At 50.8% G+C, this 18,038-nt stretch carries 19 protein-coding genes; 5 read left to right on the top strand and 14 right to left on the bottom strand.

Features of this window, described 5'->3' with window-relative positions; translation table 11 throughout:
• Positions 1–76: 76 nt before the first annotated feature.
• The 3 genes from HY879_21015 to HY879_21005 form a co-directional block, all read right to left on the bottom strand.
• Positions 77–688 (bottom strand): DUF3786 domain-containing protein, encoded by a 612-nt coding sequence (locus HY879_21015; GenBank protein ID MBI5605822.1) that lies wholly within the window; start codon positions 686–688, stop codon positions 77–79.
• Between the two features lie 129 nt (positions 689–817).
• Positions 818–1,288, bottom strand: a complete 471-nt coding sequence (locus tag HY879_21010) for a hypothetical protein (protein ID MBI5605821.1) — start codon at positions 1,286–1,288, stop codon at positions 818–820.
• A gap of 182 nt (positions 1,289–1,470) precedes the next feature.
• Positions 1,471–1,929, bottom strand: a complete 459-nt coding sequence (locus HY879_21005) for a helix-turn-helix transcriptional regulator (protein MBI5605820.1) — start codon at positions 1,927–1,929, stop codon at positions 1,471–1,473.
• A 702-nt stretch (positions 1,930–2,631) separates the two neighbouring features.
• On the opposite strand from HY879_21005, the gene HY879_21000 reads away from it, so the two are divergent.
• Positions 2,632–3,435, top strand: coding sequence for a DUF3786 domain-containing protein (locus HY879_21000; GenBank protein ID MBI5605819.1), 804 nt, complete (start codon positions 2,632–2,634; stop codon positions 3,433–3,435).
• A gap of 93 nt (positions 3,436–3,528) precedes the next feature.
• Here the strand turns inward: HY879_21000 and HY879_20995 are convergent, their stop codons facing one another.
• From HY879_20995 to HY879_20985, 3 genes are all read right to left on the bottom strand, one after another.
• A complete protein-coding gene (locus HY879_20995; protein ID MBI5605818.1) occupies positions 3,529–4,632 on the bottom strand; it encodes a (Fe-S)-binding protein in 1,104 nt (367 codons plus the stop codon).
• Between the two features lie 10 nt (positions 4,633–4,642).
• Entirely contained in the window at positions 4,643–5,134 is a 492-nt protein-coding gene (locus HY879_20990; protein MBI5605817.1) for a rhodanese-like domain-containing protein, read from the bottom strand.
• A 157-nt stretch (positions 5,135–5,291) separates the two neighbouring features.
• Positions 5,292–5,813 (bottom strand): DoxX family protein, encoded by a 522-nt coding sequence (locus HY879_20985; protein ID MBI5605816.1) that lies wholly within the window; start codon positions 5,811–5,813, stop codon positions 5,292–5,294.
• Between the two features lie 411 nt (positions 5,814–6,224).
• Here HY879_20985 and HY879_20980 point away from each other — a divergent pair, with 411 nt between their 5' ends.
• From HY879_20980 to HY879_20965, 4 genes are all read left to right on the top strand, one after another.
• Positions 6,225–6,797 carry a PadR family transcriptional regulator gene (locus tag HY879_20980; GenBank protein ID MBI5605815.1) on the top strand — a complete coding sequence of 191 codons (573 nt, stop codon included), beginning with the start codon at positions 6,225–6,227 and terminating at the stop codon, positions 6,795–6,797.
• 215 nt (positions 6,798–7,012) lie between these two features.
• Positions 7,013–7,798: a molybdate ABC transporter substrate-binding protein gene (gene modA / locus HY879_20975; protein MBI5605814.1), complete on the top strand. Its 786-nt coding sequence runs from the start codon at positions 7,013–7,015 to the stop codon at positions 7,796–7,798.
• Entirely contained in the window at positions 7,798–8,463 is a 666-nt protein-coding gene (modB, locus tag HY879_20970; protein MBI5605813.1) for a molybdate ABC transporter permease subunit, read from the top strand. The genes modA and modB overlap by 1 nt, the downstream gene beginning before the upstream one ends.
• On the top strand, positions 8,463–9,191 hold the full coding sequence (locus tag HY879_20965) for an ATP-binding cassette domain-containing protein (GenBank protein ID MBI5605812.1): 729 nt from the start codon (positions 8,463–8,465) through the stop codon (positions 9,189–9,191). The genes modB and HY879_20965 overlap by 1 nt, the downstream gene beginning before the upstream one ends.
• Before the next feature lie 166 nt (positions 9,192–9,357).
• Here HY879_20965 and HY879_20960 read toward each other — a convergent pair whose 3' ends face one another.
• From HY879_20960 to HY879_20925, 8 genes are all read right to left on the bottom strand, one after another.
• Positions 9,358–10,293, bottom strand: a complete 936-nt coding sequence (locus tag HY879_20960; protein ID MBI5605811.1) for a 3-keto-5-aminohexanoate cleavage protein — start codon at positions 10,291–10,293, stop codon at positions 9,358–9,360.
• A 113-nt stretch (positions 10,294–10,406) separates the two neighbouring features.
• Positions 10,407–11,312, bottom strand: a complete 906-nt coding sequence (locus HY879_20955; GenBank protein ID MBI5605810.1) for a flavodoxin family protein — start codon at positions 11,310–11,312, stop codon at positions 10,407–10,409.
• 14 nt (positions 11,313–11,326) lie between these two features.
• A complete protein-coding gene (locus HY879_20950) occupies positions 11,327–12,580 on the bottom strand; it encodes a DUF362 domain-containing protein (protein ID MBI5605809.1) in 1,254 nt (417 codons plus the stop codon).
• A gap of 53 nt (positions 12,581–12,633) precedes the next feature.
• Positions 12,634–13,386: a cyclase family protein gene (locus tag HY879_20945; protein ID MBI5605808.1), complete on the bottom strand. Its 753-nt coding sequence runs from the start codon at positions 13,384–13,386 to the stop codon at positions 12,634–12,636.
• Between the two features lie 80 nt (positions 13,387–13,466).
• Entirely contained in the window at positions 13,467–14,168 is a 702-nt protein-coding gene (locus HY879_20940; GenBank protein MBI5605807.1) for an FAD-dependent oxidoreductase, read from the bottom strand.
• 74 nt (positions 14,169–14,242) lie between these two features.
• A complete protein-coding gene (locus tag HY879_20935; protein MBI5605806.1) occupies positions 14,243–15,472 on the bottom strand; it encodes a DUF1329 domain-containing protein in 1,230 nt (409 codons plus the stop codon).
• 21 nt (positions 15,473–15,493) lie between these two features.
• Entirely contained in the window at positions 15,494–17,119 is a 1,626-nt protein-coding gene (locus HY879_20930; protein MBI5605805.1) for a hypothetical protein, read from the bottom strand.
• Between the two features lie 159 nt (positions 17,120–17,278).
• The coding region (locus tag HY879_20925) for an MMPL family transporter (protein ID MBI5605804.1) at positions 17,279–18,038 on the bottom strand (760 nt) is incomplete at its 5' end.

Raw genomic sequence — 18,038 nt, 5'->3', positions numbered from 1 at the left:
GAGTATTTTGTCAACACGATAAAAGCCCGCCCCTATGCAAAGCCAACGACGGGCATCAGCCTGGCGATGAACTGTTTCATGTTGATTTCCTCTTCAGGTATTCACTGAGCGCCCAGCCTGTCATGGCCAGACATTCCATGTCCAGATATTTCTCGGCCCGCCTTTCAAATAAGAGGGAACAATGGGCCGGAAAATCATCATCCCGATCATTGAAAACCATCAGAACAGGGACCTTGGGCAAGGCCTCAAACCGCAATACAAGATCGGCGGAAATAGCCGTTTCCACAGGACGCCCGCCTAATTCGACCGAGGCTTGCCGAAGATCCGAAAGACGTCCTGAAAAAGTCCGGCTGATCGGCTTTTCGGCGTTGTTCAGAAATCCGCCGAAAAAAGGTCCCCCATCCTTAAACTCCTTGTAACTGACCCAATCGGATCCGGCTGGCTCTTTTTCAGGGCATAGGAGCAGATATTTGCAAAGAATAACACAAATCGAGTGGGTTGGCCGGTCCCCCTGTTGATCAACAATGCCTTGAGCTGAAATCCGATAGGGAGTTCCATAAAAAGGGATAATGGTCTCTCCCTGCTCCAGTATCAAACCAAGTTTATCCATGATCCGGGTTAAATCCGTATTGGCTATCTCGTTCAGATACCCCCTATATATTTCTTCAAAAATCGCTGCCTTCTCCATTATTGTCCTTCCTTACCATAACTTTAAGATAATCCGGCCTTCATTTCTTTCCGCCCGGACCCTTTGGATTTCAACCGGTGCCTTCCGGCCATCCTATATAAAGAGACTTCTGCCAACCGAATCAATTTTTCAACGTTGTATGCATTTCAACCCGTGTTTTTCCATATTCCAATACAAACAGCGTTTAGGCCAGGTGGGGCAGATTTCCATCGGTTTGTCCGATACCCTGGAGAGAATAATGGAATGGGCTTTAAATTTTATTAAATTCTCGATGGCCTCTTCTTTGGTTACAATGCGGGCTTTGCCTGCTTCGGCCATCCCCAGGGCCAGTTCATCTAAAAAAACCGATTCGGTCAACGGAGTATCCGTATGCAGAACCCGGCAGACCCGTTCCCCAACAGCGCACTGCGCGGCGCCGGTTATCAGTTCATTGGCCTGTTCCAGCGTGATTTTGGTGGGGATCATTTTGGCCACTTCGGTCTCCAGGGCCTTTCCCATCTCAGTCTCTTGCAGCGAGGTTGTGGCCTGGTCCATGACCGAAAAGGCCGTCTTGATATATTCAACGACTTTCCCTGATGTATAATCCTTCACTCTGGCCATAGCACCCTCCTTATTATCTCGATATTATAACGAATTATAACGATCTTTTTTGGTTTTTACCGGCTAATCCGCCGGCGTATTAAAAACAGGATCTCTGGATATTATTTAAGCAGATACCCAATACCATGTCATCGCCCATTTGGGGGATTGAGTAATTTTTTTTTAAAAAAAATTAGGATCGGTCAGATGAGTCGGTGTCGGGCCGCCCAGACGGCCGCCTGGGTGCGATCATTTACCCCAAGCTTATTGAAGATATGGATGACATGACTTTTTACGGTGTGGGGGCTGATGGTCAAAAGTTCGGAAATAGCGATATTGGTTGCCCCTTCGGCAACCAAACGAAGGACCTGGATTTCCCGCCCCGTCAAAGGAGGCTGGCCGATCGCTGGTTCCTGTTCCCGTGGGGGTTCTTTACCCGTCCCTGACGATGAGTTGGGGGACGAGGAAGGGGCAATCGGTCCGGAGATCCCGCCAATGGCCTGGTGTCGTTTGGCCGGATCGATTTCGATGGTGATGGTGGAGGCCAGACCGCCGTCCCGATCGAAAACCGGATAGACGGCATTTTCGTAGATGGGGGCGGAAAATCCCGGGCAAAGTTCGGGCACGCTCTTTCCCTGGCGTAAAGCCGCGGCAAAGGCCAAACAGGTGGGATACCCACACTCCCGGCAATTGGTTTTCGGCAAAAGTGTTAAAACGTCGATAACTGAAAGCGGGCGGTAGGTTCGATGATTCGGCAGGAAATCGTTTCGTTTAGCATGGAGATCATTTAAAAAATCAACAAGTTGTGAAAAAAAGGCCAGGGCCTGATCCTTGCTCGAAAATGGCGCGGCTACCACTTCCCGGGGATAGAGGGTGGATTGAATATTCTTGAAAAGGAATTGGATAGATGCGGGTTGGTCAAAATACCGGGCATCCGGGATAACGGAATTGATATAGGGGAAAAGGCTCCGCACATCCTGGTCAAGCTTAAAACAGGCCCCATAGCTTCTGCCGTTAACCAGAGAACGCATACCGGCCCTTTCAAACGAAAATTCAAGAAAGGCGCCTATCAATGTCCTTCTCCTTCCTTCGGGGATTCCACAACCGTAACCTCTTTAATCAGGATCTTCTGGCCGCTCGTTCTCTGACCTGATTAGTTTTAATACTCTGAAAATTTTGGATTTTCGGATGAGAACTATATACTATTTTTTCCAGAGTAACAATAAATTCCAAAAAAATATTTCTTCGCTTTGCTTCCCCCCCCTTCCCTGCCCTAATAATCGCCCCGGATAGCCCAAACGGGGGATGACAACCGCTTGAGCTTAGGGTACCATGTAGGAAAACTGTTTTACGGAGGAAAGACTATGACGCAGTTCTCAAGTCATCTGAGTGTATTGAACCGGCTTCCCAAAACCAACTGCCGGGAATGCCGTCAGGCCAGTTGCCTGGCCTTTTCGGTGGCCGTATTCCAGGGTAAAAAAACACTCGCCGATTGCCCCTATCTTGAAGGGGATGGCACGATAGAGGCCCGGAAGGGTTCAGGGGAAGCCAGCCAGATCGAGAGGGATATGGAGAAAGCATTGAATAACCTGCAACAACGTATCCGGGCGATCAACCTGGCCGACGCCGCAAAGCGGTGCGGCGCCCTGTACCACCAGGGGAAATTGACGCTAACCTGTTTAGGCAAGCCTTTCAGCGTGGATGCCGCAGGTGTCATCTCTTCCGGTTGCCATGTAAACCAGTGGGTTTCCATCCCCATATTGAACTATGTCCTGGATTGCACCGGACGTCAGCCCCGTGGGGAGTGGATTCCGCTCCGGGAAACCCGGGGCGGAGCGGACTGGTGGCGTCTTTTCGGGCAGCGTTGTGAGAAACCCTTAAAAAGAGTCATCGACGAATACACCGAACTCCTGGAACTGCTGGTCGAAATTTTCGCCGGGGAACCCGCACCGGACCGTTTCAATTCGGATATCGCCGTAGTCATCCATCCCCTCCCCCTTCTACCCATTCTATTATGTTACTGGAAAAGCGAGGACAGTATGGATTCTTCCCTGCACCTGTTCTTTGACGTCACCGCAGAAGAGAATCTCCGAATCGATTCGATCTATTCGCTCTGCGTGGGGCTGGTGACCATGTTTGAGAAAATCGCCTTGACTCACGGCAGGTAGATTACATAGGGACGATATGGGAGGGGACCCTTATCTCCATTTTGCCGCGCCGCGTCTCGACGACGACGGTCTCCCCGTCATCTATCCCAGTTCTCATTCCTTTTGAAAAACCCTTTCACGAGTGACAGCCGCATTTACATTTTTCTTAAACCAGCGTTTCAACCGTATCCGATTCCAGTAGGTCATGGGAGGACGAGAAGACTTTATCTTTCCGGCTAAAGTGACTTCGGGTTGAAATAGAAGATCCAGGATATGGCTGGTCGGAGAGATGGGATTTAAATGATTGACGCAACCGGCACAGTAGGTGATCATCCTCCGGCCCCGGGCCTCTTCCTTTCTCAGGGCCGACCAGCTTTTTGCCAGGGCCGGGGACAAAAAACCGACCGCCCCGCCTTCCCCGCAGCACAGGGTGGTTTGCCGCGTGTGGGCCATTTCCTCAATGGTCAAGCCTTTTCTTCCTACCAGACTTCTAACATCATCATGTATAGGGGCTTCATATCGAACCACACAGGGATCATGAATGGTAACATTGCCTGAAACATTTCCCGTTTTCGGTAACCCATTTTCCGCTAAAACTTCGTAAACGGTTTTCACTTTCAACTCTCCCCCATACTCCCTGAAAACCTTATAACAGTTGGGACAGGCCACCCAAATATTTCGAATTCCCAGATCAAGCAAATAGGCGGCCATTTCCCCGAATATAGTCTGAAAATAGTCCTGTCTACCCAAATCCAGGGAGGGCTTGGCGCAGCAGTCCAGAACAACCCCCAGGCTGGGATTGCTTTGCCTCAAATGCTCAAAAAGGTTGATCACCGTCTCCGGTCTGGTTCCGGGCAAGTTACATCCGGGGAACAATACCGTATCGCAACCCAGGGGCAGACCGTACCAGGTGTACCTTTTTGAGGTCCCCCGTTTTTCATATTGCAGCAAAGCCTTGTGTTCCGGGAATTCTCCTCTGCCCGGGTGCACCGCTTCCCGGCGCATCTCTTGAAACAACCGGGAGGGTTCGAGTCCGACTGGACAAACGGCCCCGCACAACCCGCACAGGCTGCATTCAAAGGCTATATCCAGCCCTTTTCCGTCTGCCGAATGAACCCCATCGGCAATGGCTTTGGGATTGCCATGCTTTTGCAGAAAGCGGCATTCCTTCTGACAAAGAGAGCATTCGATGCATTTCTCTTTAATCTGTTCGTTCATTATTAAAAACCTATTTCACTTTTCCCACCGGATAATCGGCCTCATCCCAGGCCTTGATGCCGCCGGGATAGCGGTACACATTCTTATAACCCAACTTTACCGCCCACATGGCCCCATTGTGGCTGCGGGTACATTTGGTGAAGCCGCAGTAGAAAACGATCAGGCGATCCTTGTTTGGCCCGAGCAGCTTTTCCAATTCGGCCTTTTTCTTTTCATCTAATTGATTCATTTCCGTAATAGGAAATTCTATTTGTACCGCTCCCGGGACATGTTGTTTTTTATAGCTGTCTTCATAAGGCATGGTATCGACGATCAACAGTTCTTTTTTCTGATCGATCCAACCCTTAAGCTCTTCTGTGGAGACAAACTTATAGCCTCCCCGGGCGACTTCTTTGGCAAAATTTACGGCAATCTTCTCTGTATCCAGTTCTTTGCTCCCCCAGGCGGCCAGGCCATTACCCGATAAACCCAGAATAAGGATTCCAATCAATATCCCGGTCATTCCAATTCGTTGAGCCAACATTTTCCAACTTCCTCCTTCTTATGCTTTTATTATATTAATAGGCTATGGGCTATGGGCAATAGGCAATAGGTTAAAAGGTTTTCCGGATTTTTCTTTTCCTATAGCCTATAGCCTCGTGCCTATTGCCTGAATTTTTCTATTTTCTCCATAAAGGTACAGGTATTTTTCGGTCGAACTTAAGCCACCTTGAACCGTATAAAACAATGACGCCTCCCATCATGATCAAATCCCGGTAAAAGGCCTGCCAAAGCCCGGCCTGACTCTTTAAATCTTCACCCGAAAAACAGCCGCAATCGACATTTAAATTGCTTAAAATCCCGTACCAGAGAACCGCTGTAAAAAGGGCCAATAAGGAGAGCATCACACTTAAACTCCCCCTGATGGCCAGGATAACGCCTATCCCGGCCAACAGTTCCAGGACCGGCAGGCCGATAGCCGCGACGGGTAAAATTGAATCGGGAATCAGGTCATATCGGGATATAGTCCGGGCAAAGGCCTTGGGGTCCAGGATCTTAAGGGTTCCTGCATAGATAAAAACAGTCCCAAGACCCAGGCGTATCAAAAAGGAAAGCCAGGTGGAAACCGGCAAAAGACGGGCCAGAATTCGGTTAATTGAAAATTTGTGGTTTTCGTTGGCTCCCCACATAATTTTTGACAACTACATCAATTCCACCTATAAAGCAAATAGGAAATATTGATAATAATCCCCCGTCCCATAGGAATAATTAATGAACGTTATTTTCGTACTAAACCGCCATGCCCCGCCTTTTGGGGCATGGCACCACGAAGCATGAAAATAGGCTCCTTGGAAGACGGATACTATTTTCGTATTAAACCTTCATGACCCATTGGGTCACCACGAAGCATGAAAATTTTGTTTAGGTGATGGGTTATAAGCAATAGGCTACGAGCTATGGGCAAGGTACTGGGTTCAAAGCTTTTACTCTTGCAACTTGAAACTTGCAACTTTGTCTTCTAATGACCCCTGACCCCTGATCCCTGACCCCTAAATGCTATTTTCGCACTAAAAACAGTTGACAGCGCCTTGATAGGAGGATATATTCACATTATGAATATTCATTCTAAAAATATTTCCCCTCCGGAACAGGATCGTAACCCCGCGGAATATGCCGTACTGGGTGCCTTAGGGAAAGGACCGACCCACGGATATGACATTTATCAAAATCTTTCCAAGAATTTAGTATCCATCTGGACCCTTGGCCTCAGCCAGGTCTATGCCCTTTTGTCCCGGCTGGAGCAGGAAGAATTGGTTATCCATCAGCGTCACGAACAGGAAAAACGGCCGGATCGGAAGATCTTCACCCTGACTCCCAAGGGCATAAAAATTTTTAAGAACTGGGTACGCCAGCCGGTTCCGCACATGCGCGATCTGCGGCTGGAATTTCTTTGCAAACTCCACTTCGCCCGCACACAGGGTCGGGGAGCGGAAACACGGCTTATCGAGGCCCAGATATCCCTATTGGAAGAAAAATCCCAAAGAATGCATTCTAAGGCAAAATCGATGGAAGCTTTTATGGAAATCCAGGCCCTCCAGTTTCGCCTCTCTCAGACTGAAGCCGCCATGGCCTGGCTGAAAGCCCTGTCGGAAACGGATAAACAATCTAATCAGAGATATTCTTGAATTCAGAAGCCAGGAGCCAGAATTCAGAATGAGACCGAATCATTAATAATGGTCTGGTAAAAACTCGTCATTCCCGAGCGTCTTTATCGGGAATCCAGTATTTTCAAGAAATGGGAGATCAAGGTCCCTGGATTTCGCTCCCCGATTACGACATTCGGGGACAAGCTTAAAGCATGCCGGGGAGACGGAAAAAGGAGTGCACTTGCATGTCGATCATAAAAAAAATTATTCTCGGTCTTCTCATGGTCTTACTCATTTCAGCCGTCTCACCAAACGTCTATTCGGCTTCTGTCGAGGAGTTGACCGTTTCCGCCGCCATCAGTCTTAAAAATGCCTTCGAAGAGATGGGATGGATCTTTGAAGGCGGCCATAAAGGGGTTAAGGTGCTCTTTAATTTCGGCGCATCCGGAGACCTGGTCCGTCAAATCGAGGCCGGAGCGCCGGTGGACTTATTCGCTTCCGCGGCCTCCGGGGACATGGATAAACTCCAAGGCCAGGGTTTGATTAAAACCCGTTCCAGAACCGATTTCGCCGGTAACACCCTGGTACTCATCACCCCCGGCGGCCCAGCCCTTCGATTGAAATCCTTTACCGAACTGCAGGAAAAGAAGATCAAGAAAATCGCCCTCGGAAATCCTAAAACCGTTCCGGCCGGCAGATATGCTCAGGAGGCGTTAACCCGTCTTAAACTCTGGGAGGGATTGAGGGAAAAACTGATCCTGGCTGAAAATGTCCGCCAGGTATTGGACTATGTAGCCCGGGGAGAATGCGATGCCGGGCTGGTTTATGCAACGGATGCCCGAACCCGTTCCAAGGAGGTCACTCTGGCTTTGGTTGCCCCGGAAGGCAGCCACCAGCCGATCCGTTATCCCGTAGCGATTATCCGGGGGACGAAAAAGGAAAGCCTGGCCAAAGAATTTATTGCCCTGATACTATCCAGGGAAGGGAAGGATATTCTCCAACGCCACGGATTTAAAAACGTTCAAGGAAAAACGAAATAATGGATGATTCGACCTGGTTCTCCTTGCGCCTTTCGCTGCAAGTCGCCCTGACGGCGACCTGTTTTATCATCCTCATTGGTATACCCATTGCCTATTTTCTGGCCAGAAAGGATTTTAAGGGAAAGGAATTGGTGGACGTTCTTTTCACCCTTCCCCTGGTCCTGCCACCGACTGTTACCGGATATTATCTGATTATTTTATTTGGAAGGCGAGGGGTTCTGGGGAGTATCCTTTATGAGTGGACGGGCTGGAGCCTGATGTTCACCTGGTACGCCGCAACCCTGGCCTCATTTGTCGTCGCCCTGCCCTTGATGATCAAGACCAGCCGGGCGGCCATGGAGTCGGTGGACCGAAACCTGATCAACGCCTCCTATACCCTGGGGCATTCGGAATGGGAGACGGTAGTCCGGGTCGTCATCCCCCTGGCCAGGAAGGGGATCATCGCCGGGACAGTCCTCTCCTTTGCCCGGGCCATAGGCGAATTCGGGGCCACTCTGATGATCGCCGGGAACATCCCCGGGAAAACCAACACCCTGCCCCTTTCCATCTATACCCTGGCCGGCAGCGGCGAGTGGTCCCAGGCCAACATCCTGGTCCTTTTTTTAACGGGCCTTTCCGGCTTCTTCCTTTACCTGGCCAACCGGTACAGCAGGAAAACCCTCTGATGGCCCTTTCCCTCAAACTCCGCAAGCAGGTCAACGGGTTCAAACTGGATGTCGAGTGGGCCATGGGCAACGAACTGGCCGTCCTCTTCGGATACTCCGGTGCCGGAAAGTCAATGACCCTGCAATTGATTACCGGTTTGGTCCAAGCCGATGAAGGGTGGATCTATTCCGGTAACCGGTTTCTTTTTGACAGCCGCTCGGGAATCAACCTTTCTACCCAGGAACGGTCCGTCGGCTATGTATTCCAAAACCTGGCCTTATTCCCCCACATGACAGTCAGGGGGAACATCCTTTATGGAGCAGGGGGCTTAAAAAAGGATCAACGGGAAGAAGAGGTCAAAAAAATGATTGCCGCCTTCCATCTGGACGGCCTGGAAACCAGGTATCCCGCTGAAATTTCCGGTGGACAGCAGCAGCGGGTGGCCCTGGCCAGAGCCCTCATCCGGAGGCCCGGCCTTCTCCTCCTCGATGAGCCCTTTTCGGCCCTGGATAATCCCTTGCGTCTGGAGCTGCAAAAATTTTTAAAAAAGATCCAGAAGGAATTTGATATCCCGGTGGTCCTGGTAACCCATGACCTCCAGGAGGCCTATGCCATTGCTGACAAGATCATCGTCTATTCCCAGGGCCGGATTGCTCAGATCGGGTCCCCCCACGAAATACACAGTAACCCGGCCGATACCGATGTATCGGCTTTATTCCCATTAAATCCTTATTCCTGGCCTTTTTAGTTCGAAGAGACATTACCAAAAGAAATACGTCGGGAGTTCGACTTGAAACGGTCAACGGATAACGGTCACGGATAACGGATCCCGGTCACGGCTGTTCAAATACAGTCCTTTTTCCCAAAAAATACCTCCGATGCCCTCTTCAGTTTCATGCTTAAAAATCTTATCATTAATAATTCACCTTCTCCCGGCCCTTAAGCCCTAAAATTTCCCTGGCCTCGTCGGGCGTGGCGACTTCCCGCTCCAGCTCCCGGGCAATTCTGACGACCTTTTCCACCAACTCTACATTGCTCTTGGCCAGGATTTTTCGGGCAATGAAAATATTATCCTCCATCCCCACCCGGGCATGACCGCCTAGCATAATGGCCATTGTAGCGGCTTGGAATTCGGCCGGATAGCCGGCGCCAATGACCGACCATTGATAATTAGCCGGACCGATCAACCGGTCGGCCGTCTGCTTCAAATAGAGGATATCCTCCAGGGCCGAACCGATCCCACCCAGGATCCCGGTCACAAACTGCAGCCAGACAGGAGTCTTGACGATATTGCGCCGGATGAGAAAACTCAGGTTGTAGAGGTGGCCCACGTCATAGACCTCGAATTCGGGCTTGGTCTGGTTTTCTTCCATGATCCGGCAAAGCTTTTCCAGGTCGCCGAAGGTATTCCGGAAAATGAAGTCCTTGGTCCCGGCAGCGAATTCCTTCTCCCAGGAATACTTGTAATCCTCATCCTTATACCGGTCGGCGATGGGGTGGATGGAAAAGTTGATGGAGCCGGTGTTGAAGGTGGCCAGTTCCGGCTTCAGGGCCGGAACGACCTGGGCCCGTTCGGCCGGAGTCATATCGGCCGTGCCGCCGGTGGTGATGCAGACGATCACGTTGCTGCGGGCCTTAATGCCTTCGGCGATCTCCCGGTAGACGGCCGGATCGGTAGTCGGCTTGGCGGTCTTGGGGTCCCGGCCGTGGATGTGCACCGAAGCCGCCCCGGCCTCGGCCGCCCGAACGGCCTCATCGACGATCTGCTGCGGGGTCAGCGGCAGGTAGGGGGTCTGGGTGGGCAGGGTAATATTGCCGGTCAGTGCGGCGGTGATAATCAGTTTCTCCACAGTTTTTTATCTCCTTCATTAATTCAAAAAGAAAGTTTCAAGTTACAAGTTGCAAGCATGAAAAACCTTGAACCCTGTACCTTGAACCTGTTTCCATGCTTCGTGGTGCCCCATTACTCAGTCTTTGGTGGACGCGAATAAGATTTGTAGGCTTTGTATTTATCAAGCTGGGGTTTTAGGCTGTCCTTGTTCTCCTCGAAGTACATATGCCTTTCCATGATGTGCTTGAAATGTTCTCCCGTGCCCAGGGGCTCCCATTTAATCATCCGGATATCTTCCTTTGACCAAGCCACGCTGATTTCTCCGCCTTTCATTTCCAATTCACCCCGAATGGCGCAGATAGGACACTCCACAATATTCTTTCCTCTGGTTAAAAGCAGGTTGGAATGGCAGTAAGGGCACATCCCCGGGTCCTCCCCTTTAAATTCCATTTTTTCCGGAGGCTTTTTCATGGCCGTGGCGATATTCTTGCCCAACTGGTTTGCCCGGGCAATGGCCTCTTCGTGGAAAAGGGTGTGACCGGGCCGGCCGGTCCACATCTCCTGATATTGATCCACAACCTTGAAGTTGAGCATAAACATGGCCAGGTTCATTTGGGGCAGGGCCAGTTGGACCCAGTCGGACCCCCCGACCGAAATGAGGGCCCCGGCCCTTTTGGGTCTTTGGAAAAGACCCATCAGATACTTAGGGCCGAAACCCAGGAAACGGTCATTCATTACACAATACAGTCCCGGTGGCCTCAGTTCGAAAACCGGCGCACTGATGATCATTCCGTCACACTCGGAAAACTTTTCCCGGAGAAAGGGCATATCGTCCTTTTGCCAGCATTCCCCCTTTCCCCCTTTTGACAGACTCTGAGTGCATTTCTCACAGCCGGTGCAGGGTTTGAGCTTGAGATCATGGAGGTGAATGTGTTCCACCTCGATATCTCCCGTAGCCTCAGCGGCCATGAGCGCCTCTTTCATAAGAATCTCGCTGTTCCCCATTCTTCTTCCACAACCTAAGCCTAATAACTTCATCTTTTTTTCTCCTTTTATTTTTCTTTATGCTCCTTGTACAGCTTCTGCATGTGGGTTTTGAAAAAAGGATCCTCTCTGGCCATCCTTGGTCGAAAATCGACATCATCGATATCCGTCTGGTCCTTTCGGTCCACAATCGCCCATAGCGGATGGGGTTCAGCCGGTGGGCAACCGCCCACAAACACACCTTTCTTTCGGTATTTTTTCAGACAATCGCCAAAGAGGATCACCTTATAGGGATCCAATCCTTCCGGAATCGCTTTCTTCCGGCCTACAAAAATATGAACATCCTTATTTTTATCATATTCACTAAGGGACTTTAGCTTCTCCATCGTGAGTCCTACCAAAGACAAACAACTGCTACAGGCATTTTCAGTGTCTATATCGTATTCAGGGTATTTTTCTACCCCCTCCAGGTACGGCAACCACAAAGGCTGAAAGACTTCTTGTATGGTTTTCCCGCGTACCTCTATGAGGGTTTCATCGTAATTTCCGAGTCCCCTTTCCCTGGCAGGCTCAAAATAGGCGACCTGCTTGATGTCAAGGCCCACCATGCGGCAGACGGTGGCATCAACGGCCACGGGATCTTTACCAGCCACCAGGCATCCGAAGTCTCGGGGAATTGTGGAATGGGGACCAAATCCCTCTGCGGGGCGGATAAGATCGGCTATGTTGATGTCGGCTTTGATCATCGACCAGAGATCCATCATGGCCTTGGCGAGATCCGTCTGATGCATTTGGTAATGGACCTTGACCTGAACCACTACTTTGATATTCTTTAAAGCTAAGGTAAAAACAATGCTGCAATGGGATTTAAATATAGGAACATTGACGATATGCTCCGCCTCCAACAAAAAACGAGGCAGGCGTACCTTGGTGATATCGGAGCGGGCATCTCTAATAGGAAGATTGAGGAGATCCGTCTCACTCTTGATATCAATTACCTGGTCTACCCCGGCCTCTTGGGCCGCCTTCAGAATACCACTTACCCTTAGGCATTCCATGGTATCGCAGCCTACGGCCGAGGCCTCCGCCAGGATAATTACTTTGGGCTTAGCCTTTCGAATTTCTTTAATCAGGACCGCTACCAGTTCGGGGTTGGTGTTGATACTGGTCTCCGGTCCTCCGACATGACCGGCATTCGGCTTTATGACTACCGTGGACCCGGGTTTGATCAGGCCCTTAACACCGCCAAAAGGGGCCAGCACCTCGGTTACTAACTTTTCAACATCATCCTCTTTAGCTATGGATACGATTGATTTGACCATATCGGGCTCCTTCATGCTTTATGCGATGTCGTCTGGGGGACCGTATTTACCGTCTATTGGTCCCCTTGATCTATTATGGCCACCAGCCTGATCATGGAGCCATCCCCGCCCACCCATTTTATGGGGAATCCGGCTATGGTGCATCTCATCCCCGTTGCCTGATCCATATCGCCGCCCACATTTTCATAACCCATAATACCATTGCCAAGGAGCAGCTTATGGCACGGCTCCCAGAGCGGGAAGTCCTCTTTTGCCTCTCGGCCTGTCTCTTTCTTATACTCGGCGCAGATATCCGGACGAATCGGCCCGGGGCCGTGTGGACCTATGGCCGTGGCCAATGGATGATCCAGGGCCTGCTGGTCAACCCCCACTGCCTTGACGCCCTTCTCCACAAACCATTCCCCCGCTTCTTTATATAATCCCGGGGAATAGCAGAAGTATTCATCCGTATCGGCAAAATACTTGTGCCATCCACTGTTGATGATAACGATATCGCCTTTTTCAATTTTAGGCCGGGCCTTTTCAAGATCATCGGGGGTAATAACTCCCCATTTCGGTTTGGGAATGGACACGACCACCCCGGTCCCGTAATAGTTCTCCAGAGGTATTTCATGGGTATACATAGGACCCTTGAGCTTATTTGCAGGGAGTACATGGATCGGGGAATCGGCGTGGGTGGAGCAGTGCATCGGGGCAGTGATCCACTGGGTCAGCACACCGGATTTGGCGTGATAATGGAATCGCTCGATTTTGACTTCCGGAAAATAAGGCCACAGGGGCGTACCATGTCCGAAAGGTTGACTCATGTCGACTAATTTTACCTTTTTCATTTTTTTTCCTTTCTTCTCTAATATCTGTTTTGGTTTTGTGAAAATATCAAACTTTTTTATAGCTCAATGGCCATGTTAAAGGCCTCATGAATAGCGTCCATCAATTTTCGGGAACGCAGGCAATCCCCGATGACATACACCTCCGGCGCCAACCCTTGCAGTTCCTCCAGCACATCCGTCCGTGACTTCAAACCGAGGGCCAGGACGACCGACCCGGCGGGTATTTGCCTCTGTTTGTGCCCTTTATCAACAATCCGGACTCCATCTTCCATAATTTCTTCGACTGTCATCCCTTTCCTGATCTCAACGCCCTGTTTGGACAGCAGTTCGAGCAGCAGAGTCCGGCTTATGGCATTCTGGTCGCCGGCCGCTTCATCTTTCATCTCCACCACGGTTACTTCCTTACCCAGCCCAGACAGAAAAAGTGCCGTTTCGCAGCCTACCAGTCCGCCGCCCAGTATTACGACACGATTGCCAACCTTCCCGGTCCCCAGCAGCACATCCCCGGCCCATGTCACTTGCGGCATGGTAATACCCGGGAGGTCGGGAATGATGGGTTCGGCCCCGAGGGCCAAAATAAGGACCTCCGGGGCCAAGGGCTTTATCTTGTCGCGGAAGGCTTCCGTGGAGAGTCGGATATCAACCGGCAGTCCTTTTACACGGTTGATCAGGTGATCCAGAAACTTGCGCATGTCTTGCTTAAAGGGCGGCTTTGAAGCCGGAACAAGATTCCCCCCCAACTCAGAGTTTTTTCTCACCAGATGGTCCAAGGTCCAAGGTATTGGGTCTTTACGCCTTACACCTCAAACCTTGGACCTTAAACCTGTTCCGATTATCTGGCCCTCTTTAAAAGGGCCTGCGGTGTCACATCGTTGTAATCATAACGGCAGGTGTTTATTTCACTGTCCGATAAGAAGTAGGTAACCAAACCAAATTGGACATCGAGCCCGAAGACGCCATTTACAGCAAGAAAAGTATCATTTCCTACGGGAAGAACCTTATATGCTTCCTGCCAAAGCTTCCATACCTTTCCTGCCCGGTCCCAGGCGATTGTGTACAATGCATTCCGGGCTTCTTTGTCGATCCAGATCCGCTTTTTGCTTTGGGGATACCTGGGGTCCTTCGGCTTTATGTCGATTACATAGGCGTCCCTGATTTCATAGCCGTCATAGGGGAAGGGCACATCTTTCTTATTCCAGCCCATCGCCTCATTCATGGTCAGCTTCACCCCTCTCATGATCGCCAGCACCTTCTGTTCTTTGACGATGGTATAAGTAAACTCATTGGTATTGCCATCAAATCCGTTAAAGTCATCAAGCGCCTGCGTGGAACCAAGCAGGGGTGTCGATCTTTGACCCGCCTCCGCCCTTAGGACCCGTCTCATGCTCGGCAAGTAAATGTAAGTTTCGTCAGGTTTTTTCGGGTCCGCATGCCTGTAGCTTAGGTTCATGGTATTTTTTATGGAGTCCGGCTTCTTGAAGTGGAGAAGTTGAGCCCTGAAGAGGCCATTAGGGTTCGGCATGACCGGCTTGGGGTTGCAGCTGATACGGTTTTTAAAATAAACCCATATTTGCTCTAGCATATTATATCTCACGTCCTCTCCTCTCCTCCTTTCAAAAGAGACGCCGTTTTCATGGGTGTCATCCCAAATATATCTAGCCTGAAAATTCCACATGTACTTGATGGCGAAGTTCTTGTCGTTCCTGTCGAGATCGGGAAAAGGAAAACCGTCATAGGCCCATCCCCCTGTCACGTTTCCTTCGGCGTCGAGGCCGAACTTACCTTTGTTCTTTGCAGAAAGGTCGAGAAATGCCTTAGGCTCCGGCGCAGGCTTCGTAGCCGTGACATTCATATGGATGGGGGACATAATGCCCCAGCCATCTTCGAAGGCCCGAGCCCATTCCTCCGGGAAAAGATGGGCATATTTTTTATAGTTACTCTTATCGATCTTCTCCCCAGGTTTGGGCATTTCCTGGCTGAAGGACAACGAGGCCCCGAGGAAGCTCGATATTATCAGGGCAGCCATCAGCAGCGTCCAAAATTTCAGAGTTTTCTTATGCATTGGTTTGTACCTCCTTAAACCTTAAAAATTAAATTGGGTGGTGAGCACGATCATATCCTTGGTCCGCAGAATGCCCAACCCTTCATAGTTGTTATCCCCATAGACATTGATGTACTTTAATTCCGCGGAGAACTTTTGATTCCACCAGCCGGGGGTCCATTTTACGGCCGGCATGATCAGCCCGCTGTTGGCCCAGGGCCAGTAGCTGACGACCAGTTCGGTGGAGATGAGGTTGTAGAGCCAGTTGGTCGAGATGCGGCCGTTGAAACGGGGCACATAGGACGGTTGCTTGGTGGCGTAGATAGCGTACTGCAGATTGTCGGCGTTGGGAATATACTCCCCTACATGCTCGACGGAGATGTCGATGGGTGCGGTCTTATGCCAATCGAAATAGAGGAAGCTGTTGAGGTCATAAGCCACCATATATTTGAAGTAGTCCCGGGTTACGATGCCATCGAAAACGTTTGGATCAAAGGTATTGAAAGGCTTGTTCGGTGAATAGATAGCCTCGCCCCGGACCACCCCCGGCCAGGGAAGCTGCTTGTTCATATAACCGCCGATGATGTCCATTGTGGGATGGACCAGGGTGTATTGTCGCTCCGGCAGGAAGGTGTCCGGTCCGGTTTGAATTAAATTTCCGGTCAAATTACCTCGCTTGACCAGGGGGTCATAATTCTGGGTATGCCAGTAGGTCAGGCCGAACATATAGCCACCGGCAGTGGTGCTGGTCCTGAAGCCGAAGCGGGTGTCGTTGATGGTGTTATCCGGGTAAATATCTTTGACCGTGGGAATTTCTGTTGGCACCCATTTTCCGGCCATGGGTCCGGGGATAAAAGAAGGCAGTTGCGTCCATCCCCTGGAGAATGGTGGCGATGCCGTTCCCGGTGCCTGGGGAAAAATGAGGGTGTTCCCCACGGAATTGGGGGGCAGGAACCGGTCCTCGGGATTAATGGCGAATCGCTGCCCGGATTGATTGGCAATGGGGTTGGCGAACTGGGCCGATCGATTGACTCGGTATTTATCGTCCACCAGAAGGGGATTGACGATCCATTCAAAACTGGAGCTCAGTGGGTCGATATCATGGATAGACCGGATCATCCACTGGGGGATCCGGCTGTCTTCCAGGTTGGAAAAGGCCAGGGCATATCGCGAATCGTCTGGATGGATCACATCTCCCACCCGCTCGGTCAGGGATTCCCCCCAGATGGCGATCTGCCGGCCGATCTTGACGTTGTTCTTTTTGTTGGGACTCCACTCAAAATAGGCCTCCCGGATGACATCGTTCAGGTTCTTGTATTCACTGTATTCCTCGCCGCCCTTTTTGCTCACCGACCCGTCCTCAACTGCGTACCAGGGCTCATAGGCAAACTGGATGGCCGTCCAGAACTTAAATTGATCGGATATTTTCCAATCGGCATAGGTGCGCAGCCACGTTCTTTCTGTGGCCAGACGGTCGTCATTCTGTTGATAGGGCTGTTTGTCAAAAAAAACACCGGTGTTATTCCGGAGCCAGCCCCAGACCGTCAGCTCCTGCTTGTCCCCGAAGGTGATTTTGTCAAAGGCCAGCCCCTGGTGGGGAATGAAAAGGGCCAGGGATACCAGGCACACCAGGCTTACCAACATTCCTTTTACACTCTTTATTAACATTCCTTTCCTCCTTTCGAAGTTTAAAAAACGGTATAAGGTCCAAGGTGTAAGATATACGGGATATGGCATAAGATCTTTCCTTGAACCCTGCATTTTGTCTCTTAGGTCTTATCTTTCTGTTTTTTAACCTTGTACCTTTTGCCTTGTACCTTGAACCTATCATTTCGGTAGCGTTCCCGGAGGAATGCGATATCCTCCATTGTTTTCACCTCCTTTTGTGATGAATTTTGGCTTGATGATGTTGATGACCGCCGGGAGCACCAGAACGCCGACCACCATATTGACCATCATGAGAATCCCAAGCAATATGCCCATCTCCGCCTGAAACCTAAGCGGAGAGAAATACCAGAAGATGACCCCGGCGGTCATCATGGTGGCCGTAAAGAATACCGCCCGACCCGAGGTGATGATGCCGCCGCGGACCGCCTTGGCCAGGTCTTGCTCCTCTTTATAGACCTCGATGATGCGGCTGACGATATAGAGCCCGTAATCGACTCCCAGACCGATGCCCAGGGAGACCACCGGGAAGGTATTGATGTTAAGGCCGATGTTTTTGAAAACCATATAAGTGAAGGCTAAGAAGTTGGCCAGAATAAGGGACATGACAAAAATCACTCCAGCCAGGATGGAACGATAAGTCACGGCACAGAGAATGAAGATAATGCCCAGGACGATGAAGAGGATCTGGTCGTTCTTCACCTGGATTACTTCGTTGGCTGCCGCCAGGATACCTCCCAGTCCCCCGGCCGGTTTTGGGATGGCGTCGGGGTCGGCTTGGAGTGGCCAGACGATGCCGTGCAGGGTTTCCAGCACGACGACCGGTCCGCCGGGCGAGGGGTCGATGTGGGCGGCAACGGTGGCGCCCTGCAGCACTGCGATGTCCCAGGACGGATTGCGCGCCAGGAAAGTCACGGCGTCG

This window comes from Deltaproteobacteria bacterium, from assembly GCA_016219225.1.
Lineage (GTDB): Bacteria > Desulfobacterota > RBG-13-43-22 > RBG-13-43-22 > RBG-13-43-22 > RBG-13-43-22.
This window is presented reverse-complemented; position numbering and strand designations above follow the sequence as displayed.

Excerpts from the sequence above, each read along its gene's own strand:
- HY879_21010 (MBI5605821.1), bottom strand. The coding sequence starts at position 1,288 with ATGGCCAGAGTGAAGGATTATACATCAGGGAAAGTCGTTGAATATATC.
- HY879_21000 (MBI5605819.1), top strand. The coding sequence starts at position 2,632 with ATGACGCAGTTCTCAAGTCATCTGAGTGTATTGAACCGGCTTCCCAAA.
- HY879_20980 (MBI5605815.1), top strand. The coding sequence starts at position 6,225 with ATGAATATTCATTCTAAAAATATTTCCCCTCCGGAACAGGATCGTAAC.
- HY879_20945 (MBI5605808.1), bottom strand. The coding sequence starts at position 13,386 with ATGAGTCAACCTTTCGGACATGGTACGCCCCTGTGGCCTTATTTTCCG.
- HY879_20955 (MBI5605810.1), bottom strand. The coding sequence starts at position 11,312 with ATGAAGTTATTAGGCTTAGGTTGTGGAAGAAGAATGGGGAACAGCGAG.
- HY879_21015 (MBI5605822.1), bottom strand. The coding sequence starts at position 688 with ATGGAGAAGGCAGCGATTTTTGAAGAAATATATAGGGGGTATCTGAAC.
- HY879_20965 (MBI5605812.1), top strand. The coding sequence starts at position 8,463 with ATGGCCCTTTCCCTCAAACTCCGCAAGCAGGTCAACGGGTTCAAACTG.
- HY879_20935 (MBI5605806.1), bottom strand. The coding sequence starts at position 15,472 with ATGCATAAGAAAACTCTGAAATTTTGGACGCTGCTGATGGCTGCCCTG.
- HY879_20995 (MBI5605818.1), bottom strand. The coding sequence starts at position 4,632 with ATGAACGAACAGATTAAAGAGAAATGCATCGAATGCTCTCTTTGTCAG.
- HY879_20990 (MBI5605817.1), bottom strand. The coding sequence starts at position 5,134 with ATGACCGGGATATTGATTGGAATCCTTATTCTGGGTTTATCGGGTAAT.
- HY879_20950 (MBI5605809.1), bottom strand. The coding sequence starts at position 12,580 with ATGGTCAAATCAATCGTATCCATAGCTAAAGAGGATGATGTTGAAAAG.
- HY879_20930 (MBI5605805.1), bottom strand. The coding sequence starts at position 17,119 with ATGTTAATAAAGAGTGTAAAAGGAATGTTGGTAAGCCTGGTGTGCCTG.
- modB (MBI5605813.1), top strand. The coding sequence starts at position 7,798 with ATGGATGATTCGACCTGGTTCTCCTTGCGCCTTTCGCTGCAAGTCGCC.